This is a genomic window from Salinibacterium sp. ZJ70 (assembly GCF_011751865.2).
Taxonomy (GTDB): Bacteria; Actinomycetota; Actinomycetes; order Actinomycetales; family Microbacteriaceae; genus Homoserinibacter.
Genome location: NZ_CP061770.1, coordinates 427,187 through 441,607, shown reverse-complemented (window position 1 = coordinate 441,607; position 14,421 = coordinate 427,187). Strand labels below are relative to the sequence as shown.

The 14,421-nt window shown below is 68.1% G+C and carries 19 protein-coding genes, 1 riboswitch and 1 other annotated feature; of the genes, 9 read left to right on the top strand and 10 right to left on the bottom strand.

The window, feature by feature from the left end; all coding sequences use genetic code 11:
• The 5 genes from HCR12_RS02125 to HCR12_RS02105 all read left to right on the top strand — a co-directional run bounded on the left by HCR12_RS02125 (position 1) and on the right by HCR12_RS02105 (position 4,416).
• Positions 1–1,110: a hypothetical protein gene (locus tag HCR12_RS02125; RefSeq protein ID WP_166868238.1), complete on the top strand. Its 1,110-nt coding sequence runs from the start codon at positions 1–3 to the stop codon at positions 1,108–1,110.
• Positions 1,111–1,151: 41 nt separating this feature from the next.
• Positions 1,152–1,706 (top strand): ATP-binding cassette domain-containing protein, encoded by a 555-nt coding sequence (locus tag HCR12_RS02120; protein ID WP_166868240.1) that lies wholly within the window; start codon positions 1,152–1,154, stop codon positions 1,704–1,706.
• A gap of 74 nt (positions 1,707–1,780) precedes the next feature.
• Positions 1,781–2,773 carry a hypothetical protein gene (locus HCR12_RS02115; RefSeq protein ID WP_166868242.1) on the top strand — a complete coding sequence of 331 codons (993 nt, stop codon included), beginning with the start codon at positions 1,781–1,783 and terminating at the stop codon, positions 2,771–2,773.
• Positions 2,774–2,899: 126 nt separating this feature from the next.
• Positions 2,900–3,133, top strand: a complete 234-nt coding sequence (locus tag HCR12_RS02110; protein WP_166868244.1) for a hypothetical protein — start codon at positions 2,900–2,902, stop codon at positions 3,131–3,133.
• Between the two features lie 45 nt (positions 3,134–3,178).
• Positions 3,179–4,416, top strand: a protein-coding gene (locus HCR12_RS02105; protein WP_191412348.1) for an IS3 family transposase whose coding sequence is annotated in 2 segments (ribosomal slippage) — positions 3,179–3,464 and positions 3,464–4,416 — 1,239 coding nt in all. Because the reading frame shifts where the segments join, the coding sequence is not laid out codon by codon here.
• Positions 3,451–3,554: a sequence feature (AL1L pseudoknot), on the top strand. It overlaps the preceding gene by 104 nt.
• Positions 4,417–4,435: 19 nt before the next feature.
• On the opposite strand, the gene HCR12_RS02100 is transcribed toward HCR12_RS02105, so the two are convergent.
• Together HCR12_RS02100 and HCR12_RS02095 are read right to left on the bottom strand one after the other, a co-directional pair.
• Entirely contained in the window at positions 4,436–4,693 is a 258-nt protein-coding gene (locus tag HCR12_RS02100) for a hypothetical protein (RefSeq protein WP_166868995.1), read from the bottom strand.
• A gap of 16 nt (positions 4,694–4,709) precedes the next feature.
• Positions 4,710–5,918 carry an outer membrane protein assembly factor BamB family protein gene (locus tag HCR12_RS02095; RefSeq protein WP_166868993.1) on the bottom strand — a complete coding sequence of 403 codons (1,209 nt, stop codon included), beginning with the start codon at positions 5,916–5,918 and terminating at the stop codon, positions 4,710–4,712.
• Positions 5,919–6,075: 157 nt separating this feature from the next.
• Here HCR12_RS02095 and HCR12_RS02090 point away from each other — a divergent pair, with 157 nt between their 5' ends.
• Both HCR12_RS02090 and HCR12_RS02085 read left to right on the top strand, forming a co-directional pair.
• Positions 6,076–6,429 (top strand): cupin domain-containing protein, encoded by a 354-nt coding sequence (locus HCR12_RS02090; RefSeq protein ID WP_166868991.1) that lies wholly within the window; start codon positions 6,076–6,078, stop codon positions 6,427–6,429.
• A 21-nt stretch (positions 6,430–6,450) separates the two neighbouring features.
• Positions 6,451–7,056 (top strand): dihydrofolate reductase family protein, encoded by a 606-nt coding sequence (locus HCR12_RS02085; RefSeq protein WP_166868989.1) that lies wholly within the window; start codon positions 6,451–6,453, stop codon positions 7,054–7,056.
• A gap of 28 nt (positions 7,057–7,084) precedes the next feature.
• Here the strand turns inward: HCR12_RS02085 and HCR12_RS02080 are convergent, their stop codons facing one another.
• The gene (locus tag HCR12_RS02080; RefSeq protein ID WP_166868987.1) at positions 7,085–7,483 is read right to left on the bottom strand and encodes a hypothetical protein; all 399 of its coding nucleotides are present in this window, start codon (positions 7,481–7,483) and stop codon (positions 7,085–7,087) included.
• Positions 7,484–7,682: 199 nt separating this feature from the next.
• Positions 7,683–7,747, top strand: a riboswitch (guanidine-III (ykkC-III) riboswitch).
• Positions 7,748–7,756: 9 nt separating this feature from the next.
• Here HCR12_RS02080 and HCR12_RS02075 point away from each other — a divergent pair.
• Both HCR12_RS02075 and HCR12_RS02070 read left to right on the top strand, forming a co-directional pair.
• Positions 7,757–8,071, top strand: a complete 315-nt coding sequence (locus HCR12_RS02075) for a DMT family transporter (RefSeq protein ID WP_166868986.1) — start codon at positions 7,757–7,759, stop codon at positions 8,069–8,071.
• Position 8,072: 1 nt separating this feature from the next.
• The gene (locus tag HCR12_RS02070) at positions 8,073–8,438 is read left to right on the top strand and encodes a DMT family transporter (protein ID WP_166868984.1); all 366 of its coding nucleotides are present in this window, start codon (positions 8,073–8,075) and stop codon (positions 8,436–8,438) included.
• 58 nt (positions 8,439–8,496) lie between these two features.
• Here the strand turns inward: HCR12_RS02070 and HCR12_RS02065 are convergent, their stop codons facing one another.
• From HCR12_RS02065 to HCR12_RS02035, 7 genes are all read right to left on the bottom strand, one after another.
• On the bottom strand, positions 8,497–8,823 hold the full coding sequence (locus HCR12_RS02065) for a YegP family protein (RefSeq protein ID WP_166868982.1): 327 nt from the start codon (positions 8,821–8,823) through the stop codon (positions 8,497–8,499).
• Positions 8,824–9,008: 185 nt separating this feature from the next.
• Positions 9,009–9,410 carry a VOC family protein gene (locus HCR12_RS02060; RefSeq protein ID WP_166868980.1) on the bottom strand — a complete coding sequence of 134 codons (402 nt, stop codon included), beginning with the start codon at positions 9,408–9,410 and terminating at the stop codon, positions 9,009–9,011.
• A 25-nt stretch (positions 9,411–9,435) separates the two neighbouring features.
• A complete protein-coding gene (locus HCR12_RS02055) occupies positions 9,436–9,852 on the bottom strand; it encodes a helix-turn-helix transcriptional regulator (RefSeq protein ID WP_166868978.1) in 417 nt (138 codons plus the stop codon).
• A gap of 27 nt (positions 9,853–9,879) precedes the next feature.
• Positions 9,880–10,977 (bottom strand): VIT1/CCC1 transporter family protein, encoded by a 1,098-nt coding sequence (locus HCR12_RS02050; RefSeq protein ID WP_166868976.1) that lies wholly within the window; start codon positions 10,975–10,977, stop codon positions 9,880–9,882.
• 91 nt (positions 10,978–11,068) lie between these two features.
• A complete protein-coding gene (locus HCR12_RS02045; RefSeq protein ID WP_166868974.1) occupies positions 11,069–11,986 on the bottom strand; it encodes an aldose 1-epimerase family protein in 918 nt (305 codons plus the stop codon).
• Positions 11,986–12,912 carry an aldose 1-epimerase family protein gene (locus tag HCR12_RS02040; RefSeq protein WP_166868971.1) on the bottom strand — a complete coding sequence of 309 codons (927 nt, stop codon included), beginning with the start codon at positions 12,910–12,912 and terminating at the stop codon, positions 11,986–11,988. The genes HCR12_RS02045 and HCR12_RS02040 overlap by 1 nt, the downstream gene beginning before the upstream one ends.
• A 31-nt stretch (positions 12,913–12,943) precedes the next feature.
• Complete coding sequence (locus HCR12_RS02035) at positions 12,944–14,401, bottom strand: sugar porter family MFS transporter (protein WP_166868969.1); 1,458 nt, start codon at positions 14,399–14,401, stop codon at positions 12,944–12,946.
• Between the last annotated feature and the right edge of the window lie 20 nt (positions 14,402–14,421).

Sequence of the window (14,421 nt, the reverse complement as noted above, 5' to 3'; positions counted from 1 at the left end):
ATGACTAGATCTGCTGGGCGGGAACACGTATTGGCGTGGCTCGCCGTCCTTGGTGCAATCGTCTGGGTCGCCGCACCCGTCACGGCCGCCATAATTCTTGTTCAGGCTGCGGATAGGCAACAACTGGTCGAGCAGGGCCAAGAGTTGTGGGTAACGGTCACTCCGGCCGTTTCGGACAGTCAGCGCACGCTGTCCGTAGATCTGCTTTGGCAATCAAGCGGCACCCTGCGCGCTCCCAGCTGGAGCGGGCTGATCCAAAGTGTGAACATCGCGCCGGGCGGCGAGGTCAAGGACGGCGATCCGGTCGCGGTGGTCGATGGGGTGGAGCGGCGCGCGTTCCATACGGCCGCTCCGCTATATCGACCACTCAGCGTCGGCGACACTGGGGCAGATGTCAGCGATGTGAAGCGTATTCTCGCGCCTTATGGGAGCCAAAGCGAAGGTGACCGCTTCGACTATGCGGCCCTCCGGGCGTCGCGTGCGTACGCGGAGTCGGTGGGGGTGAAAGACCTGCGAGCGGTTTCCTCATTCGATCCTGCGTGGATCGTCTACTTGGAGTCCGATTCGTCGCTTTCGCTCTCTTCTGTAGACCTCGAGGTGGGCACCGTTGCGCCACCAACTGGAAGTGCGATGGCGTCGGGGGTAATTGCGCTTGCGGCAGCCCGCCTGACTCAGCAAGCAGAATCGTCCCTGGACGAGGACGACGCGCTCGAGTCTGAGCCGGCATTCGTGCAGAGGACCGACGAGACCTACGTTGCGCCGTCGACCAATGAGGCCATCACGTACAGGGATCTCACGCTCGTTGCGGATGCGTCTGGATGGCTCGACGCGGCAAGTGTCGAGCTACTCCGCGAAGCCGTGACTGGGCGTCCCCCGCGGCTTGCGGCAAGCGCAACCACGCCCCCAAACGTAGGTGACGTGGTCGTTCCGGCGGCCGCAGTCTCCTCGGCAGACGCGCCTACAGTGTGTGCGCGTGTAGAGAATCGAGCGGCTGAACTGGCGGTCATCGTCATTGCTGGCACGAACGGTACGTCGGTCATCCGGGCTGAGGGGCTCGGATCTGAGGCCCAGGTTCGTTTGCCGTCACCGGGAGTCACACCTTGCCGGTAGTGGTAGACAGCGCCCGAATACTGGTCGGGAGTCGCATTCTCGTGACCGACCTGACCCACATGTTCCAGGATGGTTCCTTCACCGCGCTGGTTGGGCCTTCAGGTGCAGGCAAGTCGACCCTTCTGGCGGCAATCGCGGGGTTTCGGGACCTTGACTCCGGATCGATCACTGCCAGGTCGGCCACGGGGCCAGCCAGGTTTTCGATCATCTCTCAGGCGGCGACGCTCTTCATGGAGCGGACCGCGCTGACGAACGTTGCGCTCGGCGGAGTGGCTCGGGGATTGCCGATGCGCGAAGCACAAGCGCTCGCAGGCGACCTTCTGGAGCGGCTTGGCCTCCCAGAGGTAGCACTCACGCCAGCCCACAAGCTTTCCGGTGGTGAGCGGCAACGCGTCATGATCGCGCGGGCGGTTTCGGCGCGCAGCAACGTACTACTGGCGGATGAGCCAACTGCATCGCTCGATCCCGATAGCCGGCGATTGGTATGCGAAGCTCTGCGGGAGGCCACCCACAGCGGGGTCACCACGATCGTCGCAACACACGATCCGTTTGTCGCTGAACTCGCGGACGAGGTGCTGGCACCGTGGGCGAACTAGAGGGAGGATTTCCGCGCCGCGAGCTTTGGCTTGAAGGCATCCGGGCCGTACGCAGCCGATGGGTAGCATGCACCGTGATCGCCATCAGCGCGCTGCTGAGCGCGATCCTAGTCGGAGTTGTGGGACAGACCGACGTGCATCAGGCCGAGGAGCGATTGCAGGACTACGCGAGGACGGGGGGCTTCGTCCTCGAGGTTCGCGGTGAAAACCTACCAATCTCGAAGTGTGATGGGATGCGCGGCCTCGACGGTGTGCGTACGGCGGGCGCTGTCCTGTCTACTCAAGAAGTCCGAACAATCGCCCAACCCGGCCTGCCGACCTACGTGATGACAGTTACGCCCGGGTATCTCCAGCTCATGTTCCCGGCCGAGCAGTTCAGCCAAACGACGGGAGTCGTTGTCGGGCAGAACTTGACCGCACACTTGGGTTTGATGGCGGGTTCCTCGCTCGCATGGGAAAGCGATAGGACCGGACGACAGACTGCGACCGTCGACGCGGTCGCGATTGCGTCCTCTCGGAGTGCCGACTGGAATGACGCGATAGTCCTCGTGACGATGCCAGCGGGCACAACCTCGAGCTGCGTCGTGGAGTTTGAGCCGGAGACATTCCGTCACGCTCTCGGCCTGATCGCCTTCAAGTTCCACGACATCAAGTACTCGACGCGCAGCGCTGTGGACGAACCGGCCGGAGGCGTGGCAAGCATGTTCAGCCTTGGAGAGCGTCCGTCTCGTCTTCTCCCTGCAGGTTTGACGCTCGTTCTTCTCATCCTCGTGCTTTCCGCATGGTGGGCGAGAAGGAACGAGTTCGCGATCTATCGCCTCCTAGGCGTCTCCAGGTTTGGCATTTGGCGTCCTCTGCTGGTGGAGGCGGCTGTGATGTTGGCGGCGCCGATAGGCGTCGGCGCGGGAGTCGCCGCTACAATTAGCTTGTCGGAAATGACCGCCCCCTCGCTGTTCGCCTTCCTCATCGATGAGGCCCTGCTCCTGCTGGCCGCGGTCATCGCGCCACTAGTTGGCCTCGGCCTGGTTTCCAGGGTGCGAACAATCGACGCGATGGTCGGGCGCTGACGCTGACAGCCCAACGCAAAGAGCGCTTGCTAAGGCGTCGCGCGGCGAGGAGCTCGATCAACTCGGGCGGGCCATCCTGATCTAGGCCGAACTGGCGGTGTCTGAGGCAGTGCGCATACTTGGCTTGTGGCAGACCTCTACGCGAAGAACGGCCGTCCGCTTCGGCGCAGCGGCGACAAGGTGTTTGCGCGCTCGGGAACATACGTCGGCAAGGTCAAGGGCAACTACGTCTTCGACCCGTCCGGTCACTATGCGGGCACCATCGTCGGCGAACGTGTCGAATATCGCTCGACGCATTCTGCGCGCATTGCGAGTCCATCAGTGTCGGCGAACCGTGTCGGGAGCGCGAGTGCCAACTAAATCGGCCTGACTTTCGTTCCGTTCTTCAAGCAAGGATGGAACTCAATGAACAGGAAGTATTCGCCGGAGATGCGTGAGCGGGCGTTGCGGATGCTCGCGGAGACGCGGCCGGAGCACCCGAACATGATGAGCGCGGTCCGTCACGTCGCCGGTCTGCTCGGGATGAGCCCGGAGACGCTGCGGCTCTGGCAGCGCCGCTACGAGGTCGACGCCGGCACCAAGCCCGGCGTCACCACCGACGCCGTCGCCAGGATCAAGCAGCTGGAGAAGGAGGTCTCGGAGTTGCGGAAGGCGAACGAGATCCTCAAGGCTGCGAGCGTGTTTTTCGCGAAGGAGCTCGACCGCCCCTGACCGAGATGATCCGGTTTATCGACGAGCACCGGGATCGTTTCGGGGTCGAGCTCATCTGCCGTGTCCTCCGACCGGCAGTGCAGGGCTTCCTCACCTCCCGCGGATACCGCGCCGCGAGAGATCGCGCCCCATCCGCCCGGCAGCTGCGCGACGACCTTCTCGTTCCGGAGGTCGCCAGGCTGCATGCGGAGAACTACGGCGTCTACGGGCGGCGGAAGATGCATGCGCTGATGCGCCGGCAAGGCTGGGACATCGGCCGCGACCAGACCGAGCGGCTGATGCGGCTGGTCGGGGTGCGTGGGGTGAAGAAGTCGAAGCGGGTGTTCACGACGAAGACTGATCGGACGCAGTCGCTGCCGCAGGATCTCGTCAACCGGAGGTTCACGGCCGACGGCCCGCGCCGGCTCTGGGTCTGCGACGTGACCTACGTCGCGACATGGTCTGGGTTCGCCTATGTCGCGTTCGTCACCGACGTCTATTCGAGGCGGATCGTGGGATGGAACGTCGCCGCCACGCTCAAGGCCGAGATACTGCCACTGCAGGCGCTCGATATGGCCGCGTGGGACGCTGGCGGCGACCTCACCGGGCTGACCCACCACTCGGACCACGGCTCGAACTACATGGCGATGGTCTACACCGACCGGGTCGTCGAACTCGGCGCCGTCCCCTCCACCGGAACCGTCGGGGACAGCTTTGATAACGCGATGGCCGAGGCGGTGAACAACCTCTACAAGACCGAGCTCATCCGTCAGCGCGGCCCCTGGCACACCGTCGAGCAGGTCGAACTCGCGACCCTCGAATGGGTGTGGTGGTGGAACAACTCACGACTCCACGGAGAGCTCGACATGCGCACCCCAATCGAGGCCGAGAACGCGTACTACGCTGACCTGGAATCAGCCCGGCCGGCGCCTGCCGGACAAGGCTCCCGATAGGAACGAAAGTCAGGCCGATTCAGCACTTCGACAGTTTGAAATCGCGGCAGAGCTGCGGCGTACCGACACCACGCTCGTAGCGACGAACAATCTCGGTGATGGTCGCGTTATCGAGCCGACGGTCGAGCAACCAGCGCTCCACCGGCTCAGAATCGGCGAATTCACGTGGGGCCGACTTCGCCAGAATCGCTAGCTTCTGCAAATGCGCGAGGCTCGGCGCACCCCGGCCGGAATAGTTGGAGTGTCTCCCTACTCGGCCCACCACACGAGCGGCCATGGCGATCGATGCCGGGCTACCGCTGGAACCCGTAGAGTACGCCGTCGAGCCCAGGCACGACGATGACGCCGGGCGCGACGGCCGCAGAGGCACCCGCGCCGTACATTGCGAGGCCGTCCGGGTGCCAGTCGCGCGCCTCGCCGGTTCCCGCCTCCCACATCAGTGCGCCGTCGGCCGTGGCAAGAGCGTGCACGGCCACATCCCACGGCTGCATGCGCTCCGGGCGCATGCTCGTCATGTAGACCGCGCCGTCGCATTCGACCGGCGTTCCCCACGCCCAGCCTCCGATGGTGACCCTCCAGGCGGCCTCGCCCGATGCGATCGTGTAGGCGCGCACCTCGCCGATGTCGGAGCTGCCGGTGATGATCACACCGTCGACGATCGTGGCACCGGACTGCACCCACGAGGTGCCGTACTGCTTGTTCCACAGCTCATCGCCGGTCGCGGCGTCCAGCGCGAGCAGCCGGGTCGAGCGACTGCCGACCACGACGACGCCGTCGGAGTATGCGGGGTGGGTCGTGGCGGGAAGACCTGTGCTCAACGACCAGGATTCCTCGCCCGTGGCGAGGTCGAGGGAGAAGATGCGGCCGACGTCGCTCGCGACGTACGCTCGCCCACCTCCCACGGCGATATTGGCCTGGATCGGCCCCTCGGTGTCGAAGGTCCAGCGCGGTTCTCCGCTGGACCGCTCGAGAGCGTGCACGACACCGTTGCCGCCTGCGACCACGAGGAGGCTCCCGGCTGCCTCGGCGCGAGACCCGTAGTTGGAGAAGTCGCCCGCGCGGTCGTTCGCGCCGATCTCTGCCGACCAGAGGAGCTTGCCGTCGAGCCCGACGGCATAGACGAAGCCATCATCGCTCACGACATAGAGCGCGTCGTCGACGTGCAAGGGCTCGCTGCGGATCGCTCCCTCCGTGACGAATTTCCATTCAACGGTGCCCGTGGCCGTGTTGACCGCGCGAAGCACGCCGTCATCTGCGCCGAGGTAGGCGGTCGAGCCCACGACGACCGGTGTCGACCACGACTCGGAGCCGAGGTCGACGGTCCACACCAGGGTGCCCGGAGTTGCCTCGCCGTCCGAGGCGGCGACGCACTCGCGGAGAGTGCCCAGGGCCGCAGAGAAGTCTTCGACCGCCGCGGGAGCGGGCGCAGTGCAGCCACTCAGACCGAGGATGAGTGCGGTGCCGAGCAGCACGCGGGAGATGAAAGCCGGCGTCGTCGCCATGGTGGGAGCCTTCCGTGGGAGCGCTCCCAAGCAGAGCGCCCCTCAGTATGGCGGATGCGGGGCCTTGTGTGGCGGCCCTGGATCACCATGCGAGGCGGCGAAGATGTGGAGCGAACTGACAGGCGACAACCGCGCGCACGAGGCGTAGGGTCGCGCCATGAGCAGCGACCCGACGGTCAGCAACCCCGAAAACTACCGAATCATGTGGGAGAACGAGTTCGTGCGGGTGCTCGAGTACACGGATGTGCCGGGCACGACCACCACTGCCCACACGCATCCGAACAGCGTCATGGTGACGCTCTCGGGGTTCCAGCGCAAGCTCATGTCGGGTGGACATGAGGTCGAGGTGGTGCTGCCTCCGGGCAAGGCCGTCTGGCTCGCCGCGCAGGAGCACGCAGGCTCGAACACCGGCGACACCCCGACGCACACGGTCCTCATCGAGTTGAAGGGCGATGCCGCAGGCTCCCCCGCGGATCCGGCACTCGGCCCCGTCGCACCGCCTGTGCCCTGAACACTGCATGGAGGGAACCCCATGAGCTCGATCGTGGTTCAGACGTTCATCACGCTCGACGGTGTCATGCAGGCACCGGGCGGGAGCGACGAAGACGTCGATGACGGCTTCGCGCACGGCGGGTGGCAGTTCCGCTACGGCGAGGGCTCGGGCGTGGATGAGGTCGTCACCGAGTGGGAGCAGTCGACCGCAGCGCTGCTGCTCGGACGCAGGACGTACGACATCTTCGCGAGATCGTGGGGCGTGTGGGATGAGAACGCGCCCGGTCTCGAGGGCGAGTTCACGCGCATCTACAACCGCATCCCCAAGTTCGTCGCCTCGCGCACCCTCACCGATCCGAGGTGGCGCAACACCCACGTGCTCGTACCCGACGTCCCCGCCGCCGTCGACGAACTGCGTCGGCGTGACCTGGCTGGCGAGATCCGGGTGTGGGGCAGCAGCGTGCTCATCCGGACACTCGCCGCGCACAACCTCATCGACGAGTATCGGCTGGTGCGGTATCCGATCGTGCTCGGATCGGGCAAGCGGCTGTTCGGCGACGGCTTCCCGTTCACGCGCTTCGAGATGGTCGCGCGTCGCCCGCTCGGCGCGGGCGTGAACGTCGAGATCCTGCGGCCCGTGCGCTGACGTGAACACCCCGAAGCGCGCCGCGACATCACCAGAGCATCGGCGCGAGGGAGGCCACGAACCCGATCGCCGCGACGCCCAGGAACGTGGCCGCGAGTGCGGTGCAGGATCGCTCGCCCTGCGACCGCCGCGCGAGCGCCAGGAGGTGCGGATCCCGAGCCGACGCGTACCCCGTGACCGTCGTCGCGGCCACCGCATCGGAGGCGTCCTCGGCAGCGGTGAGCGGCCGAGAGAACGTGCGTCCGCCGATGCTCCACACCGCCACGCGCTCCGACTCCAGCACGTCGACGACCGCGACGTCGACAGGCTCGCGCCGTCCGTCACGCCAGCGGAGGGCGACTGCGGCGACGAGGAACGGCACACCGGCGACGAGGCCCACGAGCGAGAGCAGCTCGCCGATCATCCCGACGGCGTCGATCGCGCTCATCCGCGTGCACCGCTGCGCGGCCGAAGCGGGGCGGCGATCACGTCGTGGTCCTCATGCACATGCGGCGCCTTCTTCTCGATCACGGAGTCACAGCATCGTACGCCGCCGTGCTCGGCGCGAGCACCAGCGACGCCATCGCCTCCCACAGGGACACCGGCGCTGCACCGGGGGTGCACAGGAGGGCGCGGTAGCCTGGATGACGGAGCCCGCAGCCGGGTTCGCGGACGAGGGAGCAGTACCCGCACCGGACAAGACTGACTCAGAAGGTTCGCCATGGAATGGCTCATTCTGATCGCATCCGGGATGCTCGAAGCCGTCTGGGCTTCCGCGCTCGCGGCATCGAAGGGGTTCCGCCGCATCGGCCCCAGCATCCTGTTCGTCGTCGCGATGGTCGCCAGCATGGCCGGGCTCGCGTTCGCGATGACCGCCATCCCCACCGGCACCGCCTACGCCGTGTGGGTGGGCATCGGCGCGACGCTCACCGTCATCTGGGCGATCGTGTCGGGTCAGGAGCGCGCGAGCGTCGCCCGCATCCTGCTGCTCGGTGTGCTCGTGGGCGCCGTCATCGGCCTCAAGGTGGTGAGCTGAGATGCCGTGGATCATCCTGCTTCTCAGCGCCGTGCTCGAAGCGGTGTGGGCGACGGCGCTCGGATACTCGGACGGCTTCCAGCGCCCGGTTCCGACGATCGTGTTCGCCGTGACCGTGACGCTCAGCATGCTGGGCCTCGGGTGGGCCGCCAAGACTCTGCCGATCGGCACCGCCTATGCGGTGTGGACGGGCGTGGGCGCGGCCCTCACCGTGAGCTGGGCGCTGCTCGTGGGCGATGAGCAGCCGTCGGTGTGGAAGCTGCTGTTCATCGCGCTCATCGTGGGTGCTGTGATCGGCCTCAAGCTCGTGCCGACGAAACCCGGCGCACGCGACGAGACGCCCGCGCCCGTCGCGCAGCCGGAGTAGACGACGGCGGGCGCCCCGTGAGATCCGGGTGCGCCCGCCGTGTGAGTCCACTCGGCCGTCAGTCGGCGACGGCGACCTCGGCCGATCCGGCGTTGTCGCGCACGTTGTCAGCGGCGCGCTGCGCATTCGCCTTCGACGCGAACGACTCACCGGGAACCGCGACGACGTTGCTGCCGCGGTGCGCACGCCAGCGCCAGGCGCCGCCCTTGTCTTCGTAGAGCTCGAATTCGGCCTCGGCCGCCCCGGCCTTGAACGCCTCGGCGGCGCGCTTGGCGTTGGACTTCGAGGCGTACGCCTCACCTGCCCACGCGACGGTCTGCCCGTTGCTCGAGGTGAGCCACCACGAGTAGTTGTCGCCCTTGTCGGCCTTCACGTCGAATCGCACGTCAGTGTGCCTCCCTGCTCGCCGGACATCCGCCGGATGAGGTCAGTATGGCCTCGGCGATCCGCTCGGCGCCAGATGGTGAGGTGTCACCACTTCGGGGCGCAGGCCCCGCAAACGCGGCGGCTGCCGCAAACGGCACCGGCGTCCACCGCCCATCGCCGAACCCCACGCCGCACATCAGCCGCTCAGCGCTGGGCGAGTCGGATCATGTTGCCGGCCGGATCGCGGAACGCGGCATCGCGCGCGCCCCACGGCTGATCGGTGGGCTCCTGCACGATGTCGGCACCGGATGCCTCGATGCGCGCGAAGTCGCCGTCGAGATCGTCGGTCGCGAGCACGACGCCCGGAAGCACCCCCTTCGCGAGGAGGTCGGCGAGGGTCTCGCGGTCGGCATCCGATTCCCCCGCACCCACCGGCGTGAGCACGATCGAGACCGGAGAGCCCGCGGGGGCGAGGGTGATCCAGCGCATCCCCTCCCCCATGTCGACATCGTTCGACGCCTCGAACCCGAGCACGTCGCGATAGAACAGAAGCGCCGCTTCGGCGTCATCGAAGGCGATGTAGCTGTGCTGCAGTGTGATCGTCATGCGGGCCACGGTACGCGCGCGAGGTTCAGCCCGCTTCTCGGATCCTGATCGGTCGCGTGATCGACTTCGCGACACACGGAATGCCGTCGAGCGCGGCATCGGCGGCATCCGGGTGCGCCCCGGCGCGGTAGGCGCTCGGGCTCATCCCCACGAGCCGCGTGAAACTCGAGCTGAACGAGCCGAGCGAGGTGCAGCCCACGGCGATGCACACCTCGGTGACGCTCAGATCACCCCGGCGCAGCAGCGCCTTCGCGCGTTCGATGCGCCGCGTCATGAGGTACCCGTAGGGCGTCTCGCCGTAGGCGGCACGGAAGCAGCGCTGGAAATGCCCGACGGACATCAGCGCACCTCGCGCGAGCGCGGCGACGTCGAGCGGCTCGGCGTAGTCGCGATCGATCCGGTCGCGAGCCTGCCGCAGTCGCACGAGGTCGGCGCGGTCCATGCGCCCAGTATCCGTCGGCGGCGCGGGCTACGCCACCGTGGTGCCGAACGCGAGACCGAGCAGATAGGTGACGGCGGCCGCCCCGTAGCCGATCGCGAGCTGGCGCAGCGCCCGCTTGAGGGGCGAAGCCCCCGAGAGCACGCCGACGATCGCGCCCGTCGCGAGCAGCGAGAGCCCGACGAGCACCGACGCGAGGATCACAGCCGGCAGCCCGGTCATCCCGAACAGGTACGGGATGACCGCGAAGATCGCCCCGGATGCGAAGAACAGGAAGCTCGACCCGGCGGCATGCCACGGCGAGCCGATCGCCTCATCCGCGTCGAACTCGGAGGGAGGCTCGGGGGCGTCGAGGTGGAGCGAGGCGAGCACGGTCTCGGCCTGCAGGGCCGCATCATCCGGGTCCATGCCGCGTGCGCGGTAGACGAGGGCGAGCTCGTTCGCGTCCACGTCGAGATGCGGCAGCGCCGACTGCGAGGCGGGATCGGGGCGGGAGGCGGCGAGCAGCTCGCGCTGCGACTTGACCGACACGTACTCGCCTGCCGCCATCGACAGGGCGCCGGCGAGCAGACCGGCGATGCCGGTGAAGAGCACCACCTGCGGCGGCGCACCTGTCGCGCCGATGCCGAGCACGAGCGCGAGGTTCGAGACGAGTCCGTCGTTGGCACCGAAGACGGCGGCGCGGAAGCTGCCGGAGAGCTTGGTGCGGCCGCGCGCGGCGAGCCCGCGCAGCACCTCGCCGTGGATGCGCTCGTCCGCGGCCATCTGCACGGTCGCGTCGGAATCGGTGTCGTACGGCGAGCGGCCTTCGGCGCGCTGCGCGAGCACCAGCACGAACAGGATGCTCATCCTCTTGGCGAGGAACCCGAACAGCCGGGTGCGGGCGTCGGCGCGCGGCGCGGGCTCGGCGCGCGAGCCGAGCAGCGACAGCCAGTGGGCTTCGTGGCGCGACTCCGCGTCGGCGAGCGCGAGCAGGATCTCGCGCTCCTCGCCATCGCGGCGTGAGGCGATCTCGCGGTAGGTCGCCGCCTCAGCGCGTTCGGCGGCGAGGTAGCGACGCCAGGTGCGGATCTGACGCGTGGTCGGTGCGGAGGGGGCGGGGCTGCTGGGGGCGGGGGCACTGCTCACTGACAGGATTCTTCCAAACGCATACGAGTTGCGGGATGCCGAATCCCTTCATCCGATTCCGCGGCGCGGCCCGCGAACCGCGGGCGTGCGCTCAGCCGGCAGGCGTGAAGCGAAAGCCCCAGGAGCCCTCGAAGCTCTCACCCGGCTCGAGCCAGATGAGGTCGTCGCCGGAGTTGAGGGCGTCCGGCGGGGCCGTCATGGGCTCGATCGCGACGGCCGTGCCCTCACCCGCGGTGCGCGGGAAGGCGGGAGTGGTGAACACCTGCAGGTAGCGCCAGTCGTCGTCCTGCCAGATGTCGAGGCGGCTGCCGTCGGGCGCGGAGAGCGTCGCCGTGACGCCATCGCGCGGTGTGAGGGCGCGGAACGCGGTGTCGAGTGCGAGGTCGCCCACACGCACCCCGGCGCGCAGGTCGGTGCCGCCCTCGACGGCACGCCACTCGACCGGGTCGAGGCGCTCATCGACCTCGAGGTACTCGTCAGCCGGAACCGTCAGCACGAGATCGGCGACATCGAATCCGCCGATGCGCGGGTACGGGTGGGTGCCGGTCGCATAGGGCGCGCGGCGGTCGGATAGGTTGCGCGCACCATGCGACACCGTGAGGCCGTCGGCGGCGAGCTCGAACCGGATCCAGGTGTCCATGAGGAACGGCCACCCGTGCTGCGGGTAGATGACGGCGCCGAGCGTGGCCGTCGACTCGGTGCGCTCGCGCACCTCATACTCGGCGAACTCGAGCAGGCCGTGCAGCGCTCCCCCGCGGGAGGGCTCCGTGATGTCGAGCTGCTGCACCTCGCCGTCGAGCATCCAGCGCCCCGCCCGCACGCGGTTCGGCCACGGTGCGAGCGCGATGCCCGAGCACAGGGGCGGCGGCGCGACATCGTGCGGCAGCGGCTCGGTGAGGTCGATGTCGCCGACGCGCAGCGCTGTGAGCACCGCCGCGACGGTGCCGATCTCGGCGTAGGCCTCCCCCGCGCGCAGTTCGAAACGATCGCCCACTCCGGTGCGGCTCATCAGCTCTCCTCGAATCGGGCGCCCCACGACGCCTCCCAGATCTCATCCGGCTCCAGCCACGCCAATCCGCGCCCCGAATTGAGGGCGTCGGGTGCCGCCGACATGGGCTCGAGCGCGACCGCGAGGCCGCGCGTCTCGGAGCCGTCGGAGGCGACGTGCGGGAAGTCCCGCGGTGTGAACACCTGCAGCCAGCCGAAGTCTCCATCCTGCCAGAGCACGAGACGGGAGCCGTCGGGCGCGGTGAGCGTCGCGACGTCGCCGCCGACGGGGAGACCCTCGTAGGCGACGTTGAGGTCGGCGTCGCCGAGCCGCCGGGGGCTGCCCAGATCGAGCTCGGACCCGGGTTCGACATCCGCGACGCCCACGGGAACGAGCCGCTCATCGAGTTCGAGGTAGCGCGCAGCGGGCACCTCGAGGGTCAGGTCGTCGACCGGGGTCTCGCCGATGCGGAAGTACGGATGCGCGCCCACCGCCCACGGGGCTCGGGCTCTCCCGATGTTGCGGGCGCGGTGGGTCACGGTGAGGCCGTCCTCGGCGAGCGCGTAGCGCACGATCGTCTCCAGCTGGAACGGCCATCCGTGCTGCGGATGGATGACGGCCCCGAGCTCGACGCTCGCCTCGTCACGCGCGAGCACACGGTAGGCGGTATTGCGCAGCAGTCCGTGGATGGCGTTGCCGCGGGTGGGGTCGGTGATGTCGAGCTGCAGCGGCTGCCCCTCGTGGCTCCAGCGCGCATCGCGCACGCGGTTGGGCCACGGCGCGAGCACGATGCCGTGCCCGTGCGAGGGCAGGCGGGTCGCCGGGGTGCGCTCGGCGAGATCGCGCCCATCGACGGTGAAGCTCGTGAGGGCGGCGGCGAGGGTCGCCACTGACGCCGTGGAGCGCGGCGTGCGCAGCTCGATGATGTCTCCGATGGGGGTCAGCACGTGCAGAAGCCTAGGCCCGTGTGCGGCGGCGTCATCGTTGACTGCGAGCTTTCCGCACGAACAGCGTCTCGGTCTGCTCGAGCTCCATGCCCTTCGTCTCGGGTACACGCCAGGCCACATAGATGAACGACAGCGCCGCGAAGAGCGCGTACATGCCGTAGGTGAGCGGCAGCGACCATCCGCTCATCGCCGGGAACGAGACCGTGATGAGGAAGTTGGCGATCCACTGCGCGCCCGCCGCGACGCCGAGCGCCTTGCCGCGGATGCGGCTGGGGAAGATCTCTCCCAGCAGCACCCAGACGAGCGGACCCCACGACGCGCCGAATCCGACGACGAACAGGTTGGCGGCGACGAGCGCGATGGGGCCCCACGGTGCCGGCAGCGTGACGGCCCCCTCGTCGCCCTCCGCGAAGAGGAACGCGATCGCCATCGTCGCAAGCGACACCGTCATGACGATGGACCCGGTGAGCAGGATCGGTTTCCGGCCGACGCGGTCGACGAGGAAGATCGCGACGAACGTGACCAGCACGTTGACGACCGACGTGATGACGCTGATCAGGAACGACGCAGACTCCGCGAACCCGACGGACGCCCACAGGCTCGTCGAGTAGTAGAAGATCACGTTGATGCCGACGAACTGCTGGAACACCGACAGGATGATGCCGACCCAGACGATCCGCTGAAGGCCGAGGACGGGCCCGCGCAGCGAGACACCCGCGTTCTTGCGATCCTCCTCGATCGCCGTCTGCAGGTCGCGGACGGTGTGGTCGAGGTCCGCCTTCGGCACGAGGCGCGCGAAGATCGCCTTCGCCTCGTCGATGCGGCCCTGCGAGATGAGGAACCGCGGTGATTCGGGGAGGGTGAAGGCGAGCAGGCCATACACGACGGCGGGCACGACGGCGACGAGGAACATCCATCGCCAGGCCTCGAGTCCGAACCAGAAGGGCTCGCCCGCGCCGCCCGCGCCGTTGGCGAGGAGCGCGTCGCTCAGCAGGGCGGCGAAGATGCCGATCGTGATGGCCAGCTGCTGCAGCGAGGCGAGGCCGCCGCGGATCTGACGCGGCGCGACCTCGGCGATGTAGGCGGGCGCGACGACCGAGGCGATGCCGATGCCGATGCCGCCGACCACGCGCCAGAGACCGAGGTCCCAGACGGAGAACGCGAAGCCCGTGCCCACGGCGCTCACGAGGAACATCACGGCGCCCAGCATCATGACCTTGAGGCGACCCCAGCGATCCGACAGCTGCCCCGCGATCACGGCCCCCACGGCGCATCCGAGAAGCGCGATCGCGACGACGAAGCCCGTCACGAAGGCGCTGAGCTCGAAGTCGCCCTCGATGGAATCGACGGCGCCGTTGATCACGGAGGAGTCGAAGCCGAACAGGAACCCGCCGACCGCCGCGGCGACCGAGAGCCCGATGGCACGCCGCCCGAAGGGACTGCGTATGGAGAACGCGTCAGGAGGGATGGAAGCCGGGGGGTGCGTCACCCGGCCACCTTAAGCCTGCG